This is a genomic window from Mesorhizobium sp. WSM4845 (genome assembly GCF_055811455.1).
Genome location: NZ_JBVVQA010000018.1, coordinates 123,530 through 141,200, shown reverse-complemented (window position 1 = coordinate 141,200; position 17,671 = coordinate 123,530). Strand labels below are relative to the sequence as shown.

Annotated in this window: 14 protein-coding genes; 9 read left to right on the top strand and 5 right to left on the bottom strand. The window is 64.0% G+C overall.

Features of this window, described 5'->3' with window-relative positions:
- Positions 1 to 537: 537 nt before the first annotated feature.
- Positions 538 to 1,224, bottom strand: coding sequence for a GntR family transcriptional regulator (locus tag AC0L2C_RS20885; RefSeq protein WP_287226229.1), 687 nt, complete (start codon positions 1,222 to 1,224; stop codon positions 538 to 540).
- Positions 1,225 to 1,491: 267 nt separating this feature from the next.
- Here AC0L2C_RS20885 and AC0L2C_RS20880 point away from each other — a divergent pair, with 267 nt between their 5' ends.
- The 9 genes from AC0L2C_RS20880 (at position 1,492) to AC0L2C_RS20840 (ending at position 13,401) form a co-directional block, all read left to right on the top strand.
- On the top strand, positions 1,492 to 2,619 hold the full coding sequence (locus tag AC0L2C_RS20880; protein ID WP_287226232.1) for a BMP family ABC transporter substrate-binding protein: 1,128 nt from the start codon (positions 1,492 to 1,494) through the stop codon (positions 2,617 to 2,619).
- A 22-nt stretch (positions 2,620 to 2,641) separates the two neighbouring features.
- Positions 2,642 to 3,802, top strand: a complete 1,161-nt coding sequence (locus AC0L2C_RS20875) for an ABC transporter permease (RefSeq protein ID WP_128171896.1) — start codon at positions 2,642 to 2,644, stop codon at positions 3,800 to 3,802.
- Positions 3,802 to 4,728, top strand: a complete 927-nt coding sequence (locus tag AC0L2C_RS20870; RefSeq protein WP_287218069.1) for an ABC transporter permease — start codon at positions 3,802 to 3,804, stop codon at positions 4,726 to 4,728. The genes AC0L2C_RS20875 and AC0L2C_RS20870 overlap by 1 nt, the downstream gene beginning before the upstream one ends.
- 25 nt (positions 4,729 to 4,753) lie before the next feature.
- Positions 4,754 to 5,455 carry a biuret amidohydrolase gene (gene biuH / locus AC0L2C_RS20865; RefSeq protein ID WP_473524314.1) on the top strand — a complete coding sequence of 234 codons (702 nt, stop codon included), beginning with the start codon at positions 4,754 to 4,756 and terminating at the stop codon, positions 5,453 to 5,455.
- Between the two features lie 9 nt (positions 5,456 to 5,464).
- Entirely contained in the window at positions 5,465 to 6,994 is a 1,530-nt protein-coding gene (locus tag AC0L2C_RS20860) for an ABC transporter ATP-binding protein (protein WP_473524313.1), read from the top strand.
- Entirely contained in the window at positions 6,994 to 7,662 is a 669-nt protein-coding gene (locus tag AC0L2C_RS20855; RefSeq protein WP_473524312.1) for a cysteine hydrolase family protein, read from the top strand. The genes AC0L2C_RS20860 and AC0L2C_RS20855 overlap by 1 nt, the downstream gene beginning before the upstream one ends.
- A complete protein-coding gene (locus tag AC0L2C_RS20850) occupies positions 7,655 to 8,005 on the top strand; it encodes a cupin domain-containing protein (protein ID WP_473524311.1) in 351 nt (116 codons plus the stop codon). Before AC0L2C_RS20855 ends, AC0L2C_RS20850 begins: the two co-directional genes overlap by 8 nt.
- On the top strand, positions 8,002 to 9,828 hold the full coding sequence (atzF, locus tag AC0L2C_RS20845; RefSeq protein ID WP_473524310.1) for an allophanate hydrolase: 1,827 nt from the start codon (positions 8,002 to 8,004) through the stop codon (positions 9,826 to 9,828). The genes AC0L2C_RS20850 and atzF overlap by 4 nt, the downstream gene beginning before the upstream one ends.
- A gap of 324 nt (positions 9,829 to 10,152) precedes the next feature.
- Positions 10,153 to 13,401, top strand: coding sequence for a winged helix-turn-helix domain-containing protein (locus tag AC0L2C_RS20840; RefSeq protein ID WP_473524309.1), 3,249 nt, complete (start codon positions 10,153 to 10,155; stop codon positions 13,399 to 13,401).
- Between the two features lie 300 nt (positions 13,402 to 13,701).
- Here AC0L2C_RS20840 and AC0L2C_RS20835 read toward each other — a convergent pair whose 3' ends face one another.
- From AC0L2C_RS20835 to AC0L2C_RS20820, 4 genes are read right to left on the bottom strand one after another with little or no spacing between them, the layout of a single operon-like run.
- A complete protein-coding gene (locus AC0L2C_RS20835) occupies positions 13,702 to 14,880 on the bottom strand; it encodes a hypothetical protein (RefSeq protein WP_473524308.1) in 1,179 nt (392 codons plus the stop codon).
- Positions 14,881 to 14,935: 55 nt separating this feature from the next.
- Positions 14,936 to 15,946 carry a succinylglutamate desuccinylase/aspartoacylase family protein gene (locus tag AC0L2C_RS20830; RefSeq protein WP_473524307.1) on the bottom strand — a complete coding sequence of 337 codons (1,011 nt, stop codon included), beginning with the start codon at positions 15,944 to 15,946 and terminating at the stop codon, positions 14,936 to 14,938.
- A 10-nt stretch (positions 15,947 to 15,956) separates the two neighbouring features.
- On the bottom strand, positions 15,957 to 16,301 hold the full coding sequence (locus tag AC0L2C_RS20825) for a RidA family protein (RefSeq protein WP_023800134.1): 345 nt from the start codon (positions 16,299 to 16,301) through the stop codon (positions 15,957 to 15,959).
- Between the two features lie 44 nt (positions 16,302 to 16,345).
- The gene (locus AC0L2C_RS20820; RefSeq protein WP_128179695.1) at positions 16,346 to 17,665 is read right to left on the bottom strand and encodes an alanine racemase; all 1,320 of its coding nucleotides are present in this window, start codon (positions 17,663 to 17,665) and stop codon (positions 16,346 to 16,348) included.
- Between the last annotated feature and the right edge of the window lie 6 nt (positions 17,666 to 17,671).

The following is a 17,671-nucleotide window of genomic DNA, read 5'->3' as shown; positions in this document are numbered from 1 at the left end:
GGCGGGATGCGCGGCGAGAAGAAGGATGAAGAACAGAGCGACAAGCTGATAGGAAAACCTGGCGTGCATCTGCTCCGGCATCGGTACTTTCCATTGCCTGATCCCAGCGTGGAGCTTAGCGCCGCTGGGGTTTGTTGACAACGACGGCAGCTCAAAACCCTGTGGTCGCCGCTGGCTTCGAGCATGGCCGCCGCCGATTCGAGATCGAAGACGGGCTCACGTTGGGGACCGATATTGACCACGTGGCATTCCACTACTCGTGAAGTTGCAAGTGACGCGCACGCTCGGTCGACCCGGCAATCACCTGCCAGGTGATCTTCACCGGCGAATGGTCGCTGGCGGTCAAGGAGGCGGAGGCCATTAATGCACTGGTCGATCAGGGTGTTAGGCGACGGATGTCCGCTCCTGGATGGCGGCCACAATCAGTCCAACGACCGACATCAGGCGCGAAGCGGCCATTCGCTACACGCAAGACATAGGTCGCCTCGGGGTCAAAACGGTATTCCGTTTCGGGTACCACGCGTCAGGTTTTGTCCACTAGGAAGACATCCCGATCGAATCCACCGCCGGTTTCATCGGGTCGACCGCGGCAAAGACGGCGCTCGCCTCGCTGACGATGGAGACGTGATCCTTGGCTGCTTGCCCTGCGGCGGCGCCGTCACCGCGCATGATTGCGGTAACGATGACGTCATGCTCCTGCCAGGATTTGGCCAGGCGCCCCGGCAGCATGAATTGCGCGCGCCGGAACGGCGCCAGCCGGCTGCGTGTCATGACGGTCAGTTCATAGATGTGCTTGCTGTGCGCGCCGCGATAGAGCCGAGTGTGGAACTCGGTGTTGAAATACTCGTAGTCCTCCTCCGCACCCAATTGCACGAGGCGCGCCGATGCCTGGTGCTCGGATTCGAGCGCGCGGCGTTCGCCGGCGGTCATGCGCTCGGCCGAGAACCGCGCGCAGATCGCTTCAAGCTCGGCCATGCTCTCGAACATCGAGGCAAGATGCTCCTGCGTCACCACGGCGACGGTCGCGCCGCGGTTGGGCCGCCTTTCGACCAACCCCATGGCGCTCAGCCGGCCAAGCGCCTCCCTGACGGGGGTGCGCGACACATCGAAACGGGCAGCGAGCGAAGCCTCGTCGAGCTTTTCTCCGGGGCGCAGGAAGCCTGTGACGATCCGGTCACCGATCGCCCTCACCATCTGATCGACGGTCGTGCCCGACCTGATCAAGCTGCGCTTCCCCGACAATTCTCCTCCGTCCAGTCTTTTTCGTTTCGACTCGGGCGCCCCTCTATGCCTTTATTTTAATCTGGTTGTCAAACTGGCTAATTGAAAGGCAAAAAGTGTATGCAATTGCCTTTCGCTTGAGCACGACTAATCAGCCCGCCAACTGATTTAATTGGATAAATCCAGCGTTTAAACTGGCACGGCGATTGCATGCACTTTTACGAGAAGGGGATTAATCGACCCGGAAAGGGTCCAACAGGGAGCATTCACATGACCGAGAGATTCATACTTAGCCGCCGCGAGCTGCTCAAGACCTCCGCCGCCGGAGCGGCGCTCGGCCTGGCCTCGGCGTCATTCCCGATCAGCAGGGCGTTCGCCGCTGCCGTCACTGTCGGCTTCATCTATGTCGGACCGAAGGACGACTACGGCTATAACCAGGCGCATGCCGAGGGTGCCGCCACATTGAAGGCCATCGAGGGCATCTCCGTGGTCGAGGAGGAGAACGTCCCCGAAACGGTCGATGTCCAGAAGTCGATGGAATCGATGATCAACCTCGACGGCGCCTCGCTGATCTTCCCGACCTCGTTCGGCTATTTCGATCCGCACATGCTGGCCATGTGCGCGAAATTCCCCGACGTGCAGTTCCGCCATTGCGGCGGCATGTGGAACAAGGACAAGCATCCGATGAATGCCGGTTCCTATTTCGGCTATATCGGCATGGGCCAGTATCTCAACGGCGTCGCCGCCGGCCACGCCACCAAGACCAAGAAGATCGGATTCGTCGCGGCAAAGCCCATTCCGCAGGTCCTGCTCAACATCAATTCCTTCCTGCTCGGCGCACGCTCGGTCGACCCGGCCATCACCTGCCAGGTGATCTTCACCGGCGAATGGTCGCTGGCAGTCAAGGAGGCGGAAGCCACCAATGCACTGGTCGATCAGGGTGCCGACGTCATCACCTGCCATGTCGACAGCCCGAAAGTGGTGGTCGAAACGGCGGCGGGACGCGGCGCCTTCATCTGCGGCTACCATGCCAATCAGAGCCCGCTGGCGCCGGAAAAATATCTGACCGGCGCGGAATGGAACTGGGCGAAGGTCTACAAGATGTTCGTCGACGACCTCGTGGCCGGCAAGCCGCTGCCCAATTTCACGCGCGGCGGACTGGCCGACGGCTTCGTCAAGATGAGCCCGCTCGGCCCCGCCGTCAGCGAGGCGGCGCGCGCACAGTTCGACGGCACGCTCGCCGAAATGATGAAGGGCGGCTTTTCGGTGATCAAGGGGCCGTTGAAGAACAACAAGGGCGACGTGGTCGCAACCGAGGGCCAGACCTTCGTCGAAGCCGCGATCGAGCTGGAAAGCATGGACTATCTCGTCGAGGGTGTCGTCGGCTCGACCGCTTGAGCATGGATCGGAGACGGGGGCCATGGCAGACACCGTGAGCAGCGCGAGCGTGCCAGTGATGCTCGGCGCCAAAAGCTATCCGACGGCGCTCGAATGGATCGCCCGGCGGGCGGAAGCCCTCGTCATCCCGCTCGCGGCCCTGATTGTCGGCATGGCCCTGTTCAGCCTGTTCATCGCGCTGGTCGGCAAATCGCCGGCGCAGCTCTATGAAACGATGTGGCGCGGCGGCTTCGGCTCGTGGTTCTCGGTCCAGAACTCGCTGTCGCGGGCCGCACCCTTGCTGCTTGCGGCGCTCTGCGTGGCGCTGCCGGCCCGGCTCGGCCTTGTCGTCATCGGCGGCGAAGGCGCGATCGTGCTGGGCGGCGTTGCCGCGGCTGCCATGGGCGTGGCCGCCAGCGGCGCCCCCGCCTTTTTCGTTATTCTTGCCATGGGCGTGGCGGGCCTGGCCGCCGGCGGCATTTGGATCGGTGCCGTCGGCGCGCTACGCCACTACCGTGCCGTCAACGAAACCATATCGAGCCTTTTGATGGCCTATATCGCCATCGCCCTGATGAACCATCTGGTGGAAGGACCGCTACGCGATCCCGCCTCGCTCAACAAACCGTCGACCGAGCCGTTGGCTGAGGCCTACCGCATCGGCAACATTCCCGGCATGGACGTGCATTGGGGCTTGGTCGTCGGCATCATCGCCTGCATTCTGTCCTGGCTGCTGATCGAAAAGACCCGCTGGGGGTTCGCCGCCCGCATCGCTGGCGGCAATGTCAGGGCAGCCCAGGTGCAGGGACTTGCCGTTGGACCGCTGATTGTCGGTTTCACCGCGCTGGCCGGCGGCTTTGCCGGCCTTGCCGGCATGCTGGAAGTCGCCGCCGTGCAAGGCAGCGCCAACGCCTCGCTCGCCGCCGGCTATGGGTATACCGGTATCCTGGTCGCCTTCCTCGCCCGCCACAATCCGCTCGCCATCATCCCGGTCGCCTTCCTGCTTGGCGGCATCGACGCCTCCGGCGGGTTGATCCAGCGCCGCATGGACCTGCCCGACGCCACCGTGCTGGTGCTGCAGGGCATGCTCTTCGTCGTCATCCTGTTCAGCGAAACCTTCTACGGCCGCTTCAAGGCCTTCAATCCCGACCTCTGGCAGAGGGGCGATCTCTTGAAGAGGCCCGATCTCCTGAAGGGAACTGCCTGATGGGCGCAACCGAGATCGGCCTCTGGGGCGTTCCGCTCGCCATGCTCGGCGGCGCCATCCGGGTGTCGACGCCCTTCATCTTCGTGTCGCTGGGCGAAGCCATCACCGAGCGTTCGGGGCGCATCAATCTCGGTCTCGAAGGCACACTGGTGTTCGGCGCGATGACCGCCTATGCCGTCGCGGTGATGACCGGCTCACCATGGCTCGGCCTGCTGGCCGCCGCCGCGGCCGGTCTTTGTTTCGGCCTGTTCCACGGCTGGATCTGCAAATTCCGTGGCGTTAACGACATCGCCATCGGCATTGCGCTGATGCTGTTCGGCTCGGGTCTCGCCTTCTTCTTCGGCAAACCGTTCATCCAGCCCTCGGCGCCCGACCTGCCGGCCATCCCGTTTGGCGGCTGGTCCGACGTTCCGCAGGTGCAGGCGGCGCTCAACATCAATGTGCTGTTCCTGATCGGCGCAGCACTTGCCGTATTCCTGTGGTGGGCTTTCCGCAACACCCGGGCCGGCCTGATCCTGCGCGTGGTCGGCGACAGTTCCGATGCCGCGCGCGCCATGGGCCTCAACCCGAATACGGTGCGCCTCATCGCCACCGGCATCGGCGGCGCGCTGGCCGGCATCGGCGGCGCTTATCTGTCGCTCTACTATCCCGGCAGCTGGACCGAAGGCATCTCGTCGGGCCAGGGGCTGATGGCGGTGGCGCTGGTCATCTTCGCGCGCTGGAACCCGCTCGGCTGCTTTGCCGCCGCGCTGCTGTTCGGCGGGGCCGGCGCGCTGGGGCCGGCGCTGCAATCGGTCGGCGTCACGCAAGGCTACTATCTGTTCTACGCCGCACCCTACATTCTCACCCTCGTTATCATGATCGCCACCTCGTCGCCGAGCCGTTCGCTGGCCGGCGCACCGGGCGAACTGTCGATCACCAAATGACGTTTCCAGACTGGAGTTTTTCTCAATGACCGCCAGAGCCGAGGTCACGCAGCGCTACATCGATGCCGATCCCTATCCATGGCCCTACAATGGCGAGCTTCGGCCCGACAACACGGCGCTGATCATCATCGACATGCAGACCGATTTCTGTGGGCCGGGCGGCTATGTCGATCATATGGGCTACGATCTCTCGCTGGTGCGGGCGCCGATCGAACCGATCAGATCAGTGCTGTCTGCCATGCGGGCGAAGGGCTACACCATCATTCATACGCGAGAGGGCCACCGGCCCGATCTCGCCGACCTGCCGGCCAACAAGCGCTGGCGCTCGCGCCGCATCAATGCCGGCATCGGCGACCCCGGACCTTGCGGGCGCATCCTGGTGCGCGGCGAGCCGGGCTGGGACATCATCCCCGACCTCTATCCGGCCGAAGGCGAGCCGATCATCGACAAGCCGGGAAAGGGCTCGTTCTGCGCCACCGACCTGGAACTGATCCTCAACCAGCGCGGCATCGAAAACATCGTGCTGACCGGCATCACCACCGACGTCTGCGTGCACACGACGATGCGAGAAGCCAACGACCGCGGCTTCGAATGCGTGATGCTGGAGGATTGCTGCGGGGCGACCGACTACGACAACCATCTCGCTGCGATCAAGATGATCAAGATGCAAGGCGGCGTGTTCGGCGCGGTGTCCAATTCGGCGTCCTTCGTCGCCCAGTTGCCATGAGGTTCGATCATGAGTGATCGCGGCAAAAGAGCGGTTGGCGTCGAGACGATCGGCATGAGCATGCGTTTCGGCGCCTTCACCGCGCTGGACGACGTCTCCATCAAGGTGCCGGCGGGATCGTTTCATGCGCTGCTTGGCGAAAACGGCGCGGGCAAGTCGACGCTGGTCAAATGCATCATGGGCTTTTATCACCCGACCGCCGGCGACATTCTGGTCGACGGCCGCGAGATCGGGATCGCCGGTCCGAAGGACGCCTCGGCGCTCGGCCTCGGCATGGTCTACCAGCATTTTACCCTGGTCCCGTCGCTGACAGGTGCGGAGAACCTGGTCATTTCCCGCGAAAAGGTGCCGGGGATTATCGACTGGCGCAAGGAGCGCGCCGCACTTGCCCAATTCATGGAGCGGATGCCGTTCAAGCTGCCGCTCGACGTCAAGGTGGCCGAACTCGCCGCCGGCGAGAAACAGAAGCTCGAAATCATCAAGCAGCTTTATCTCGGCCGCAGTTTTCTGGTGCTGGACGAGCCGACGTCGGTGCTAACCCCCGGCGAGGCGCAGGAAGTGCTGGGCCTCGTGCGCGGCATGACCAAGGCGGGCGATCTCACCGTGCTGATGATCTCGCACAAGTTCCACGAGGTGACGGCGTTTGCCGACGACATCACTGTGTTGCGCAAGGGCAGACTGACAGGAACGGGGAAAGTATCGGATTTGTCTCACAAGCAGATGGCAGCGATGATGATCAGTGACCAGCCGATCGCCGCGCTCGACAGCCGCGCTCCAGTGCCGGTCGGCGCCAGGCAAATCCTGACGGTGAAGGCGCTGAAAGCGCCCGACCGCACCGGCCTGAAAACCATCAATATCGTCGAGCTCGATGTGAAATCCGGCGAGATCGTCGGTGTCGCCGGCATTTCCGGCAACGGCCAGAAGGAGTTTCTAGAAGTCCTTGCCGGACAGCGTACGCGTGATGCCGGCGACGTTCTGGTGAAGGGATCGCCCTACGGCGCCAGCCGCGCTGAAGCCCGCACGCTCAATGTGCGCTTCATCCCGGAGGAACCGTTGCGCAATGCCTGCGCGCCGAGGATGACGGTGGCGGAAAACATGGCATTCCGGACCTTCGACCTGAACGAGGCCGGCAAGCCGATAAGCTGGATCCGGATGAGCGCCATCAGGGACTATGCGACGCGGCTGGTCGAGCAGTTCAAGGTCAAGACAGCCTCGCTCGCCTCGCCGATTTCGTCGCTCTCCGGAGGCAATGTGCAGCGTGCGGTGCTCGCCCGCGAACTGACCGGCGAGGTCGATCTTCTCATCGTATCGAACCCCTGCTTCGGCCTCGACTTCTCCGCCGTCGCCGAAATCCGCGCCCGTATCATGCGGGCACGCAACGCTGGTGCCGCGGTGCTGTTGATGTCGGAGGACCTCGACGAACTGCTGGAGCTCTCCGACCGCATCTTCGTCATGTCCGACGGCGCGCTGGTCTATGAGACGCCGATCGCACAGGCGAGCGTGCAGACGATCGGCGAGCATATGGCGGGACATCACTGATGGCGGAGATCGACGCGCTGCCGTTTCCGTTCGCCTTCAAGCCTGAGGCGATGGCGCTGGTCGTCATCGACATGCAGCGCGATTTCGCCGAGCCGGGCGGCTTCGGCGCCAGCCTCGGCAATGACGTCGGCCGGGTGGTGGCGATCGTGCCGACGGTCAAAAGGCTGATCCAGGGATTTCGCGCCGCCGGCCTGCCGGTGATCCACACGATGGAGTGCCACAGGTCGGACCTTTCGGACCTGCCGCCGGCCAAGCGCAATCGCGGCAATCCGTCGATCCGAATCGGCGATGTCGGTCCGATGGGCCGCGTGCTGGTCGTCGGCGAGCCGGGAACGGCGATCCTCGACGAGGTAGCCCCGCTGCCTGGCGAAATCGTCATCGAAAAACCCGGCAAGGGCGCGTTCTACGCTACCAGCTTCGGCGAGGACCTGAAGCGGCTCGGCGTGCAGCAGCTCGTCTTCGCCGGAGTTACGACGGAAGTCTGCGTGCAGACGACGATGCGCGAGGCCAACGACCGCGGCTACGAATGCCTGCTGGCGGAGGATGCGACGGAGAGCTATTTTCCGGAATTCAAGGCGGCCGCGCTGGCCATGATCAGGGCGCAGGGCGCGATCGTCGGCTGGACGGCGATGACGGACCAGGTGCTCAAAGGAATTGCCGATGCCTAACATTGCATACCCGGCTCTCATCCATGGGGGCTGGCGTGATCTGGCATTCGAGCATTTTCGCGAAGGCATCACGGTGCATTGGCTGCTCAGGGGCGGACCGGCCGAACCCTCCGTCGCGATCCTGAATTATCTGCCCGGCGCCGGCGTGCCGCGCCATCGTCATGTCGCACTGGAAACCATCGTTGTGCTGGAAGGCACCCAGAGCGACGAGAATGGCGACTATCTTCCCGGAAGCGTGATCCTGAACCCGGTCGGGACCGAGCATTCGGTGTGGACGAAAGACGGCTGCGTCGTGCTGATCCAGTGGAATCTGCCGGTGATCATTCTGGACGAGACGAAATGAGCGACATCCGCTTCGATATCGGCAGCCTGCACGCGAGCTATGCAACCGGCATGTCGGCCACTACCATTATTGAAACCGTGTTTCAGCGCATAGCGAAAGCGGACGATCCCGGCATCTTCATCCATCTGGCGAGCAGGGCGGACCTGCTCGCCGAAGCCGACGCACTCGGCGGGTTCGATCCGGTGGCAAAGCCGCTGTGGGGCATGCCGTTCGCGGTCAAGGACAACATCGATGTCGCCGGCATGCCAACGACGGCCGCCTGCGCCGAATATGCCTACTTGCCGTCGAAAGACGCCACCGTCGTCGCGCGTCTGAGGGCGGCCGGCGCGCTGGTCGTCGGAAAAACCAATCTCGACCAATTCGCCACCGGCCTCGTCGGCGTGCGCACGCCCTATCCGATCCCGAGAAACGCGATCGATCCGAACCTGGTGCCGGGCGGTTCCTCGTGCGGCTCGGCCGTGGCGACGGCGCACGGCATCGTTTCTTTCGCCCTCGGCACCGACACCGCAGGCTCCGGCCGCATTCCCGCCGGCCTCAACAACATCGTCGGGCTGAAGCCGACCGTCGGCGCGCTGTCGGCCACCGGCGTGGTGCCGGCCTGCCGCACGCTCGACTGCGTCTCTGTATTCGCGCTCACCGTCGATGACGCCTACAGCGTCTTCAGGGCCGCGACGGCCAAAGATGACGTCGATCCTTATTCGCGCGCTATCGCGGCGCCGCCGCTTGGTCCGCGTCCACCAGCGCTGACCGTCGGGGTTCCCGCAAAAGCGGACCGGGAATTTTTTGGCGACGCGGCCATGCAGGCTGGATTCGAAACGGCGCTGCGGACGCTGCAACAGCTCGGCTGCCGACTGATCGAAATTCCCTTCGGCGATTTCTACGCTACCGCCAACCTGCTCTACGAAGGCGCCTGGGTGGCCGAGCGCTATGCGGCGATTGCGGATTTCATGGAAGCGAGCGAAGCAGCCATGCACCCGGTAACGCGCACAATCATCGGCGGCGCACGAAAACTTTCCGCGGCGGATGCTTTCAAAGGCCTCTATGCGCTGCAGGCCCACAAGGCCAGGCTCGCGCCTGTCATCGCCTCGGTCGACCTTTTCTGCGTGCCGACGGCGCCGACGCACTATTCGCTGGAGACTGTTTTGGCCGATCCGATCGTCACCAACAGCCGGCTCGGCACCTACACCAACTTCGTCAATCTGCTCGATATGTGCGGCATCGCCGTGCCGACGGGCAAGCGCGACGGTCTGCCGATGAGCGTTACCTTGCTTGCTGCCGCCGGCAAGGACGCCCTGACGGCGGCGCTCGCCCGTGATGTCCATCGAGCCAGCGGTCTCGGCCTTGGCGCGACTGGTTGGGCAATGCCTGCCTGCGTCGCCAAGACCCCTGACGTCGATGACGGCATGATCGAGCTCGTGGTCGTCGGCGCGCATTTGTCGGGGATGCCGCTCAATGGCCAGCTCTGCGCGCTTGGCGCGCGATTGAGCAGAGCCGCCAGGACGGTTGCTTCCTATCAGCTCTACGCACTCGCCGGCCAATCCGTGCCGAAGCCGGGGCTCGTGCGTGTTGCCGATGGCAACGGGACGTCGATCGATGTCGAGGTTTGGCGGCTTTCACCAGACGCGTTCGGACGCTTCGTGGCCGCGATCCCGCCGCCGCTCGGCATCGGCACAATCGAGCTCGATGACGGGACATCGGCCAAGGGCTTCCTGGTCGAAACCGCCGGGTTGTCACGAGCGATCGACATTTCGGCCTATGGCGGTTGGCGCAGCTTCATCGCAAAAGCCAGCGGAGAGCGACAGGAAAGGGTCCCGGCCGATTGAACGACCGGCCGTTCGCACCGGCAACGTCAGCGTGCGCTCAAATCGTAGCAGGATGCTCGGCTTGCAGTTGGTACGGCGAGCCAGCACGCCGATGGAATGCGGGATTCACCGGTCGCTCATTGCCGCCCGCAATTCGGCCGCGTCTGCTGCCTGATTTCGAGGTCGCGCAGGCATCCAGTCGACGCTTGCACTTGGCCGTTGCCGCTTCATCTGCGAAGCCCCTACGAATTGTCGCACGATTGCGCTACCCTAAGGTCAATCTGGGCGGCGGGACGGTCATCATGGCACGACCTGACGCTCGATGATTGGTTGAGCGGGAGCCCAATGACCGCCCCAGACGCCATTGACGCCGATGCGAGGCGCCCGCTCTCGGGCACAGGCAGGATCGCCAAGCTGGCGGCGCCGCGCAGCGCCAGGATATTGAGGCGGAACCGCGTTCTCGAAGCGATCGGCCTGAAATCGCGTTCGAGCGTATGCTGGGTGGCCGCGCCGGCCGGCTACGGCAAGACGACGGCGGTCATCGACTACCTCGAAAGCGTCGAGGCACCGCATGTGTGGTTCCGCATCGACGAGGGCGACCAGGATATCGCGCGCTTCTTTCAATATCTGGCGCAGTCACTCGCCTCACCCGCAGTTGGAAACTTGCCGGTCTTTGGGGTCGAATATGTCGAGCAGCCGAAGGAGTTCGCCAGGCGCTTCTTCAGAGCGTATTTTGCGCGGTTGAAGCCCGGCACCATTCTGGTCCTCGACGACTTGCACGACGCCGACACGCCCGAATTCCGGGCGGTGCTTTCCGTGATGTTCCGTGAACTTCCTGACACGGTCCGCTGCATCTGCGTCTCGCGCACGCTGCCCCACGACGAACTGGGCGACCTCGTCCTCAAGGGCCAAGTGGCCGTCATCGATCGATCGGCGCTCGAATTCTCGACATCGGAAGCACGCGATTTCGTCAAGCTGCGTTCGAAGAACGGCGCCCTTCCAGTCGATGTCGAAGCGGCGCGCGGCTGGGCGATCGGGCTGGTTCTCCTCGCCGATCACGGCTCGGCGGTCGGACCTGACGAAACGAGCGGGGCAGCAGCCGGCGGGCAGAACGCGCTGTCGGACGTTCTCGGCCGCCATTTCTTCCTTTCCCTTCCCGCCGCCGACCAGGACATGCTGCTGAAACTCAATCTGCTGCCCGAGATCAGCACCGAACTGGCGGACGTGATGATCGGGTCGGGTGAAGCGGGCAAGCTGCTCGACAGGCTCTACCAGCGGCAATTGCTGGTCACGCGAACGGAAAACAGCCGCGACGTTTTCCACCTGCACGACCTCTTGCGGGACTTCCTCGACCGACGCTTCGCACAGCGTGTGACGGCAGAAGAGCAGAAGTCGCTCAAACAAAGGGCGGCAAAGGTGCTCGCCGACGCCGGTCTATATGACGAAGCCATACACCTCGCCTTGCAGGCAGAGGACTGGGACCAGGCGAGCGGGCTCATGCTGAGCCGGGCGGAGGCCGTGCTGGCGCAGGGACATCGAACGACCTTCACCGAATGGGTGGGCCGGTTGCCGGAAGCGTTCATGAACGGCTGGCATTTCTATTGGCTGGGCGTGGCCCACATGCCGAACGACGCCGCGGCAGAGCACTGGCTGTCGAAGGCATGGCATGCCTTTGGCGAGGCCGACGATCAGCGCGGGCTTTGTCTTACGGTGTCGCGCGCGGTTCTGGTCAAGACGGACAGTTGGCGCACCTATGAGGGTCTTTCAGCCTGGACCCGCCGGGCGTTCGAAATCGTCGAGCGCGGCCTGCCGGAACTGCCTTCAGAGGAAGCGATGCTGGTGCGCATCGGCATGGTGCGGGCGTTGAACTTCGGCGACGACTACTACCGCAACAGCCCGGCCGGGCAGGCGCTGGAAACGGAACTGCTGGAGCGGCTGACCCGGAATCCCGAGCACGACCCAAGCGGCTTACGGCTGCTTGCCAGCGAAACGCTGATCGAGCATTCGGTATCGGTCATGCGGGCCGATCTGTTCACCAAGGCCGTCGACAGCGTTGTCGAGGAGTTGGCCGACAAGGAGGTGCTGCCTTGGGTCCTCGGCATGTGGCTGGTCGAGTTTGGCGCCAAGAGCGGCCGTTACTTCCCGTATAAGAGACGGGGCTTTCCCTACCCGTCGGCCGAAGCGGCGTTGCGGGAGGCGATCGCCATCGGTGAGCGCGAGTCGCTCAAGGGTGTGGAGTTCGGTGGCCTGTATCATCTTCAGATGCAGATGAAGTTCCGCAACGACTTTGCCGAGCTCCACCAGGTGGTCGAGCGCCTGGCCGAGATCGCCGACAGCCGTTTCAGCACACAGGTTGCCATCGTCGCCAATTGCTATGCCGCGCTTCATGCCAGGCAAGGCGATTTCGCGGCCGCCTATGAGGATTGCGAGCGCTTCATGGCGGCGAGCGAGGCCGCCAACGAGCCGATGGTCGAGCGATGGGCGCATTGCATCACGAAGTTCCAGGTGCTGCTCGCCGACAGGAAGCCGCGCGAAGCCGCCGCGCTACTCAGCGAGCTGCTGCCGCGGCTGGACGGCGGCGCCCGCAAGCGAACCCAGATATGCATGCTTGCAGCGGCCGCGCTGGAGAGCCTGTGGGACCAGGGTCCACGCTACGGCGATCGGCTGAAGCTCTTCATGGAGGCGCTGCGCGACGTCAGCTGGCCAATGGTGCTCCTCAACGTTCCGGAATTGCTCGCCGAACTGCTTGGCGATGCGCTTGAGCGCGGCATCGAGCCCAAGCTTTGCCGGTCGCTTATCCGGGAACGTCGATTGGACGCGCCGCAACGGCGGCCCACGGCCTGGCCATGGCCGCTCAAGGTCCACGTCCTCGGGGGCTTTCGGCTCGAACTCGATGGAAACCGCCTTAATCTCGGCGCCAAGCCACCGACGAAGGCTCTCGACATCCTGCGGGTACTGGCGATCTCGAAAGACAACACCTGCTCGCTGGAGACCCTTCAGGACTGGCTGTGGCCAGATCTCGACGGCGACCAGGCGCGGGCGGCGTGCGAGCAGGCGCTGCATCGGCTGCGCAAGCTGCTCGGGCGGATCGACCTCATCGTCCAGCGCGAAGGCAAGCTTCGCCTCGCATCGGACAAGGTCTGGGTCGACCTCGCCGACTGGGATGCACGGCTCAAATCCGTAACGACAGCCAATGGCGAGGCGGCCGGGCTGCGACCGGAAGCGGAAGCGCTGTTCCTCGCATTCCCCGGTCCGTTGTTCCTGCACGAGCGAGCCAGCTTCTGGTCGCTCGCCGCAGCTGAAAAAGTGCGTCGCGATCTGATCGATCTTGGATTGCGGATCGGCCAGCGGCTGGAGACAACCGGCAACGTCCAGGAAGCGCGCTCGATCTATTTGAGGGCGCTGGACCTCTATCCGGATGCCGGACCCGTCTGCAAGGCGCTGATCAGGGAGCGGCTATCGCGCCGTGATTTCGAAGGCGCGGTAGAAGACTATGCACGCTACGAACGGGCGCTGCGTGCTGCCGGCGAAGCGGCGCCCGCCGCGGAAATACGCGCCTTGGTCGAACCCCATCTTGTGCGGCACACGCGCTGACGACGGTTTTGCGCTGTCTGGCGAAACACTGGGCTATCGTCGGTCTGGCAGCCACCCCCTCGGCTCAGAGCGGGAAGTTTGCTGGGAGAAGGGCCGCCAGGTCCAGAACGGGGCCGGCGATCGCGTCCATCCGCTCGCTGCGCGTCAGCCCCGATCCGATAGCGCGAGGTTCTGGAGCGGAGGGAAATGACAGGTCGCGGGGCAGGACAGCGCTGTCATGCATAGCAGTGACTTAAAGCGCCTCGCATGAATCCATTCAGCCGCGACGCGCTTTCGACTGCGGCACACGGATCGTTTTGTTCAGCCAGGTCGTGCTGCACGCACCCAATCAAGTCGTGCGGCTGGGACAAGGCCGTAATTGTAAAAATTGATACCGTCGACGTCCGGCGCCAGCGCCGGCTTCACCTTGGCGGCGAGGATTTCAGGGCCTGCCATTTCCGGATAGAAGAGCCGGTAGCCGGCGCCTAGGAATTTCTCTGCGCCGAGCGCGCTGCGGCCAGCGGCCATCAGGCCCGTCACGTCGGCGGCCTGCATGTCGTAGGCACAAAGGATCGCCCCGTCGCAGACCTTGCCGAGCGCTGCCAGATCGCAGCCGCCGAGCCAGCCGTCTTTCAGGTCGATGATGACGACATTTGTGGCCGGATCGGCAACCTCGCGCAGTTCGGCCACCAGGCTGGTCACCGGCTCGAACCGCCACGACAGATAGGCGTGGAGTTGCGGCCAGGGCAGAAAGGTGTCGAGGCCACTTGCGGGAAATTCGGGAAAGCGCCGTTCAGGCACCGCGCGCTCACATGCCTCGGCAATCCACTGCTTGACGAGCTCACGCGCCGCCCGGCCTTCGATGCCGGCAGCAGCGGCGCGGGCGAGGCAGGACGGACAGAAGCACAGCGACAGAAGAAAGTCGTCTTCCGGCGTCAGCCCGACACCATCCTTCTCGTGATGGTATTCATGGGCGAAGCCCATGAAGGACGGGCTTTCAAGCTCGATTCTGTCCGGCTTGTAAGTGTGCGTGACGTCGGCGACGAGCGCGCGGACATAGGCGCGCGCATCCGGATGCGATGGGCAGAGATTGTAATAATTGGGATCGCCAAAGGCGTTGCGGGTGACGGCCTGCGGATAAAGCATGCCGAGGCGGGTATTGTGCAGGCAGACCGTCCAGCACGATACCTGGAGGCCGCCTGCCTCGCGCCGTTGGATAAGTTCGGCCAGAACGTCGCCACCTTCCGTGATCATTTCGGCCACCTTCGGCTGGATCACGAGATCGGCCCATCGGGCGGCGGTTGGCTTGAAGTAGATCGTGCCGTCCTCCGGGAAATAGGCTTTGCGGCGCGGGCTGCGCGGCTGCAGGAAGCGACCGGCATGATAGGAGGTCGCGAGACTGATCATGTTGAGCCCGGCGCGCTCGATGAGATCGCGTTCGACGGCCCCCAAGCCCAGATCCTGGACATCCCAGGGGTAGGTCCACATCGAAAGCTGCATGAAATCTCCTCGGTTTTCTATAATGGCGCCGTGAGCAAACGCCGATGGTTTCCTGTCAGCCTTCCACCGGTTCGGCGACCTGCAGAAGGCAATCTCCTGCCTCGCACATCGTGTGCAGCCGGCGCGAAAGTACGATGCCGCCTTCGGCGAAATGCAGGGCTTCCTCGGGCAGATCGAGCCGTTCCAGGTCGTGATACCAGCCGGCCAATTGTCCGGCGCTGACGCCGTCGCCGAGCCTGACGGCGGGTTCGAACCAGCCGCGGCGGGTGGCGTACAGGCCCTGACCGTGCCGGGAAAGCGAGAGCAGTCGCGTCGGCGCCGAAGGCTTTGACTCCGGCGAAAGAACCGGCGCCTCGACCACGCCAACGGCGACCATCAGATTGTCGATCGCGCGAGCGGTAATCGCCATCGTATCGACTGTGGCGGTGCCGCCGCCGCCGAACTCGCCGCTGACGCCAATGGCACCGGCCCGGCGGGCTGCGCCCATCGAGGTCGGCGAGGCCTGACCATTGTCGGCCACGAACCCATACGGCATGCCGAGTGTCCGCATCAGCTCCACCCCGCGCCTGTGACGGTCGGGATCGGTATTGCGCTCGACGAGCGCTGTAGGCAGATGTTCCATCGAAGTGCCGCCCGAATGGATGTCAAAGACGATTTCGTGGCGAGGGAACAGTTCCGACTCGAGGAAGCTGGCAAGCCGGCTTGTCGGTGTGCCCAACGGATCGCCCGGAAAGGCTCGGTTGAGATTGCCGCCATCGAGCGGCGAACAGCGTTTGGCGGCCATCACCGCCGGTGCGTTCGCCATCGGCAGTATGGTGACGCGGCCCTTGATCCGCTCGGGATCGAGCCGGCGGACCAGCTTCGCCAGCGACAGCTCGCCCTCATATTCGTCACCGTGATTGCCGGCCATCAGAAGCAGCGACGGCCCCTCACAGTTGCGTATGAGGCAGATCGGGACCTTGACCTGGAAATAGGGCGAACGGTCTATCGAGAAGGGCATGCTGAGATAGCCTGATGTCTTGCCGTCCCGGTCGAAGTCGAGCGTATGGATGAGTCCGGTGTGCATGGCGAAAAACTCAGATGGCGGCGATCGCTGTGACCTCAATGCGGAGGTCGGGATCGGCGAGACGTGCCTCGACGCAGGCCCGCGCCGGCAGGCGTTGGGGATCCACCCAGGCATCGTAGATGCTGTTCATGGCGTCGAAGTCTCCGATTTGCGGCAGGAAGATGTTGACCGCCACAAGCTTCGACTTGCTGCTGCCGGCCTCGACCAAAAGCGCCTCGATCTTTGAGAGCACATCGCTGGTCTGGCCTTCGATGCCGGCCTTGCGATCGTCGGCGACCTGGCCTGCGATGTGGACAAGGCCACCATAGACGACCGCCTGCGACATGCGGGAGCCGGACTGGAAATACTTGATCATATTCGATCCTTTCGAGGTTCTCTTGGGGCCGCCGCAAGATTCGGTCAGCCGAAACAGGTGGGAAAGGCGTGGCGGACATGCCCGGCCGCGTCGACGCCGAAAATCACGCGATAGCGATCGAGGCAGGTGCAGGGATGGGAGATGCCGAATTCAATGATGTCACCAACGGCAATGTCGTCGCCCGGCGCGATTGTCAGGAAGGCGTGCTGGTCGTTGAGCTTGAAGACCTCGGCGCGCGCTACCGGCAGCGGCCTGCCGGTCCGGAAGACCGCGAGCACCATCGGAAAGCCCTGATCGAACGACACGTCGCGCATGCCCATGCCGCAGATCGCCAGGCCGGGCTCCGGCCGCGACAGCACCTCGGCCCACAGGCGCAAAGCCGGACGAAACGAATTTCGTGCGGAAACGCTGACGCCGCCGACCGCAAAGCCGTTGCGCGCGTCAAGTGCGCCAAGCGAGCGATCATAGACACCATGGTCGTGGAAGAAGATGGCGCCGCTGCGCAACACCAGCGTCGCATTGCCGTCCCTGGAAACGGCCGGCGAAAGCGCGGCGACCACTTTGTCGAACAAAACCGAGCCGCCGGCCGTGACGATCAGCGGCACGTCGCCGCCGGCGCGGGCGCGCAGCCGCAGGAACATGTCGGCGGTCATCGCCAGCAGAGCCGAGATCGCCTCCTCGGTCCGGCCGGGGTCGGGTTGCGCCGCGGCACCTTCGTAGGTGGCAACGCCGGCAATCAGCAGCCGTCCGCCGGCTGCATCAACTGCATCGGCGATCGCCTCGGCTTCGCCAGTGGTCCTGGCGCCTGCCCTCCCCGCACCGAGTTCGACAAGCACGCGCAACGGCGGCAGCATTGCATTGGCCCGCCAGGCTTCGGCGAGCGCATTCACGGCACCGACAGAGTCGGCGAAGACGAAGAGCTCGACGCCTGGCCAGGCGCCAACCAGCGCCGCGAGCCGGTTCGCACCTCCTGATCCACCAACCTCGTTAGCGACGATCAGTCGTGTGAGGCCGGCCCTGAGCATCACCGCGGCTTGTCTAATATCGGCGACGGTCGTTCCCCATGCTCCGGCCTCTACCAACGATCGGGCAAGGTCGGGCGCCATCGGGGTTTTGGCATGCGGCGCGACCATGGCGCCCTGTTCGCGCGCGTAGCGCAGGAACAGGTCACGATTGGCGATGAAGGCCTCCTCGTCGAGGGTCAGCACCGGCAACGACATGCGTCCATCAGCCGGATGCCAGCGCTGAGATGCGACAAGGCTGCTGTCCAGCCCGAAGGTGCCGGGCGGCACGCCGCGGATGCGATCGTCGAGCAGGAAATTTTCACGGATCGCGAGCGCCGGCACGGGTGAGTTTTCGGTCATCCGATG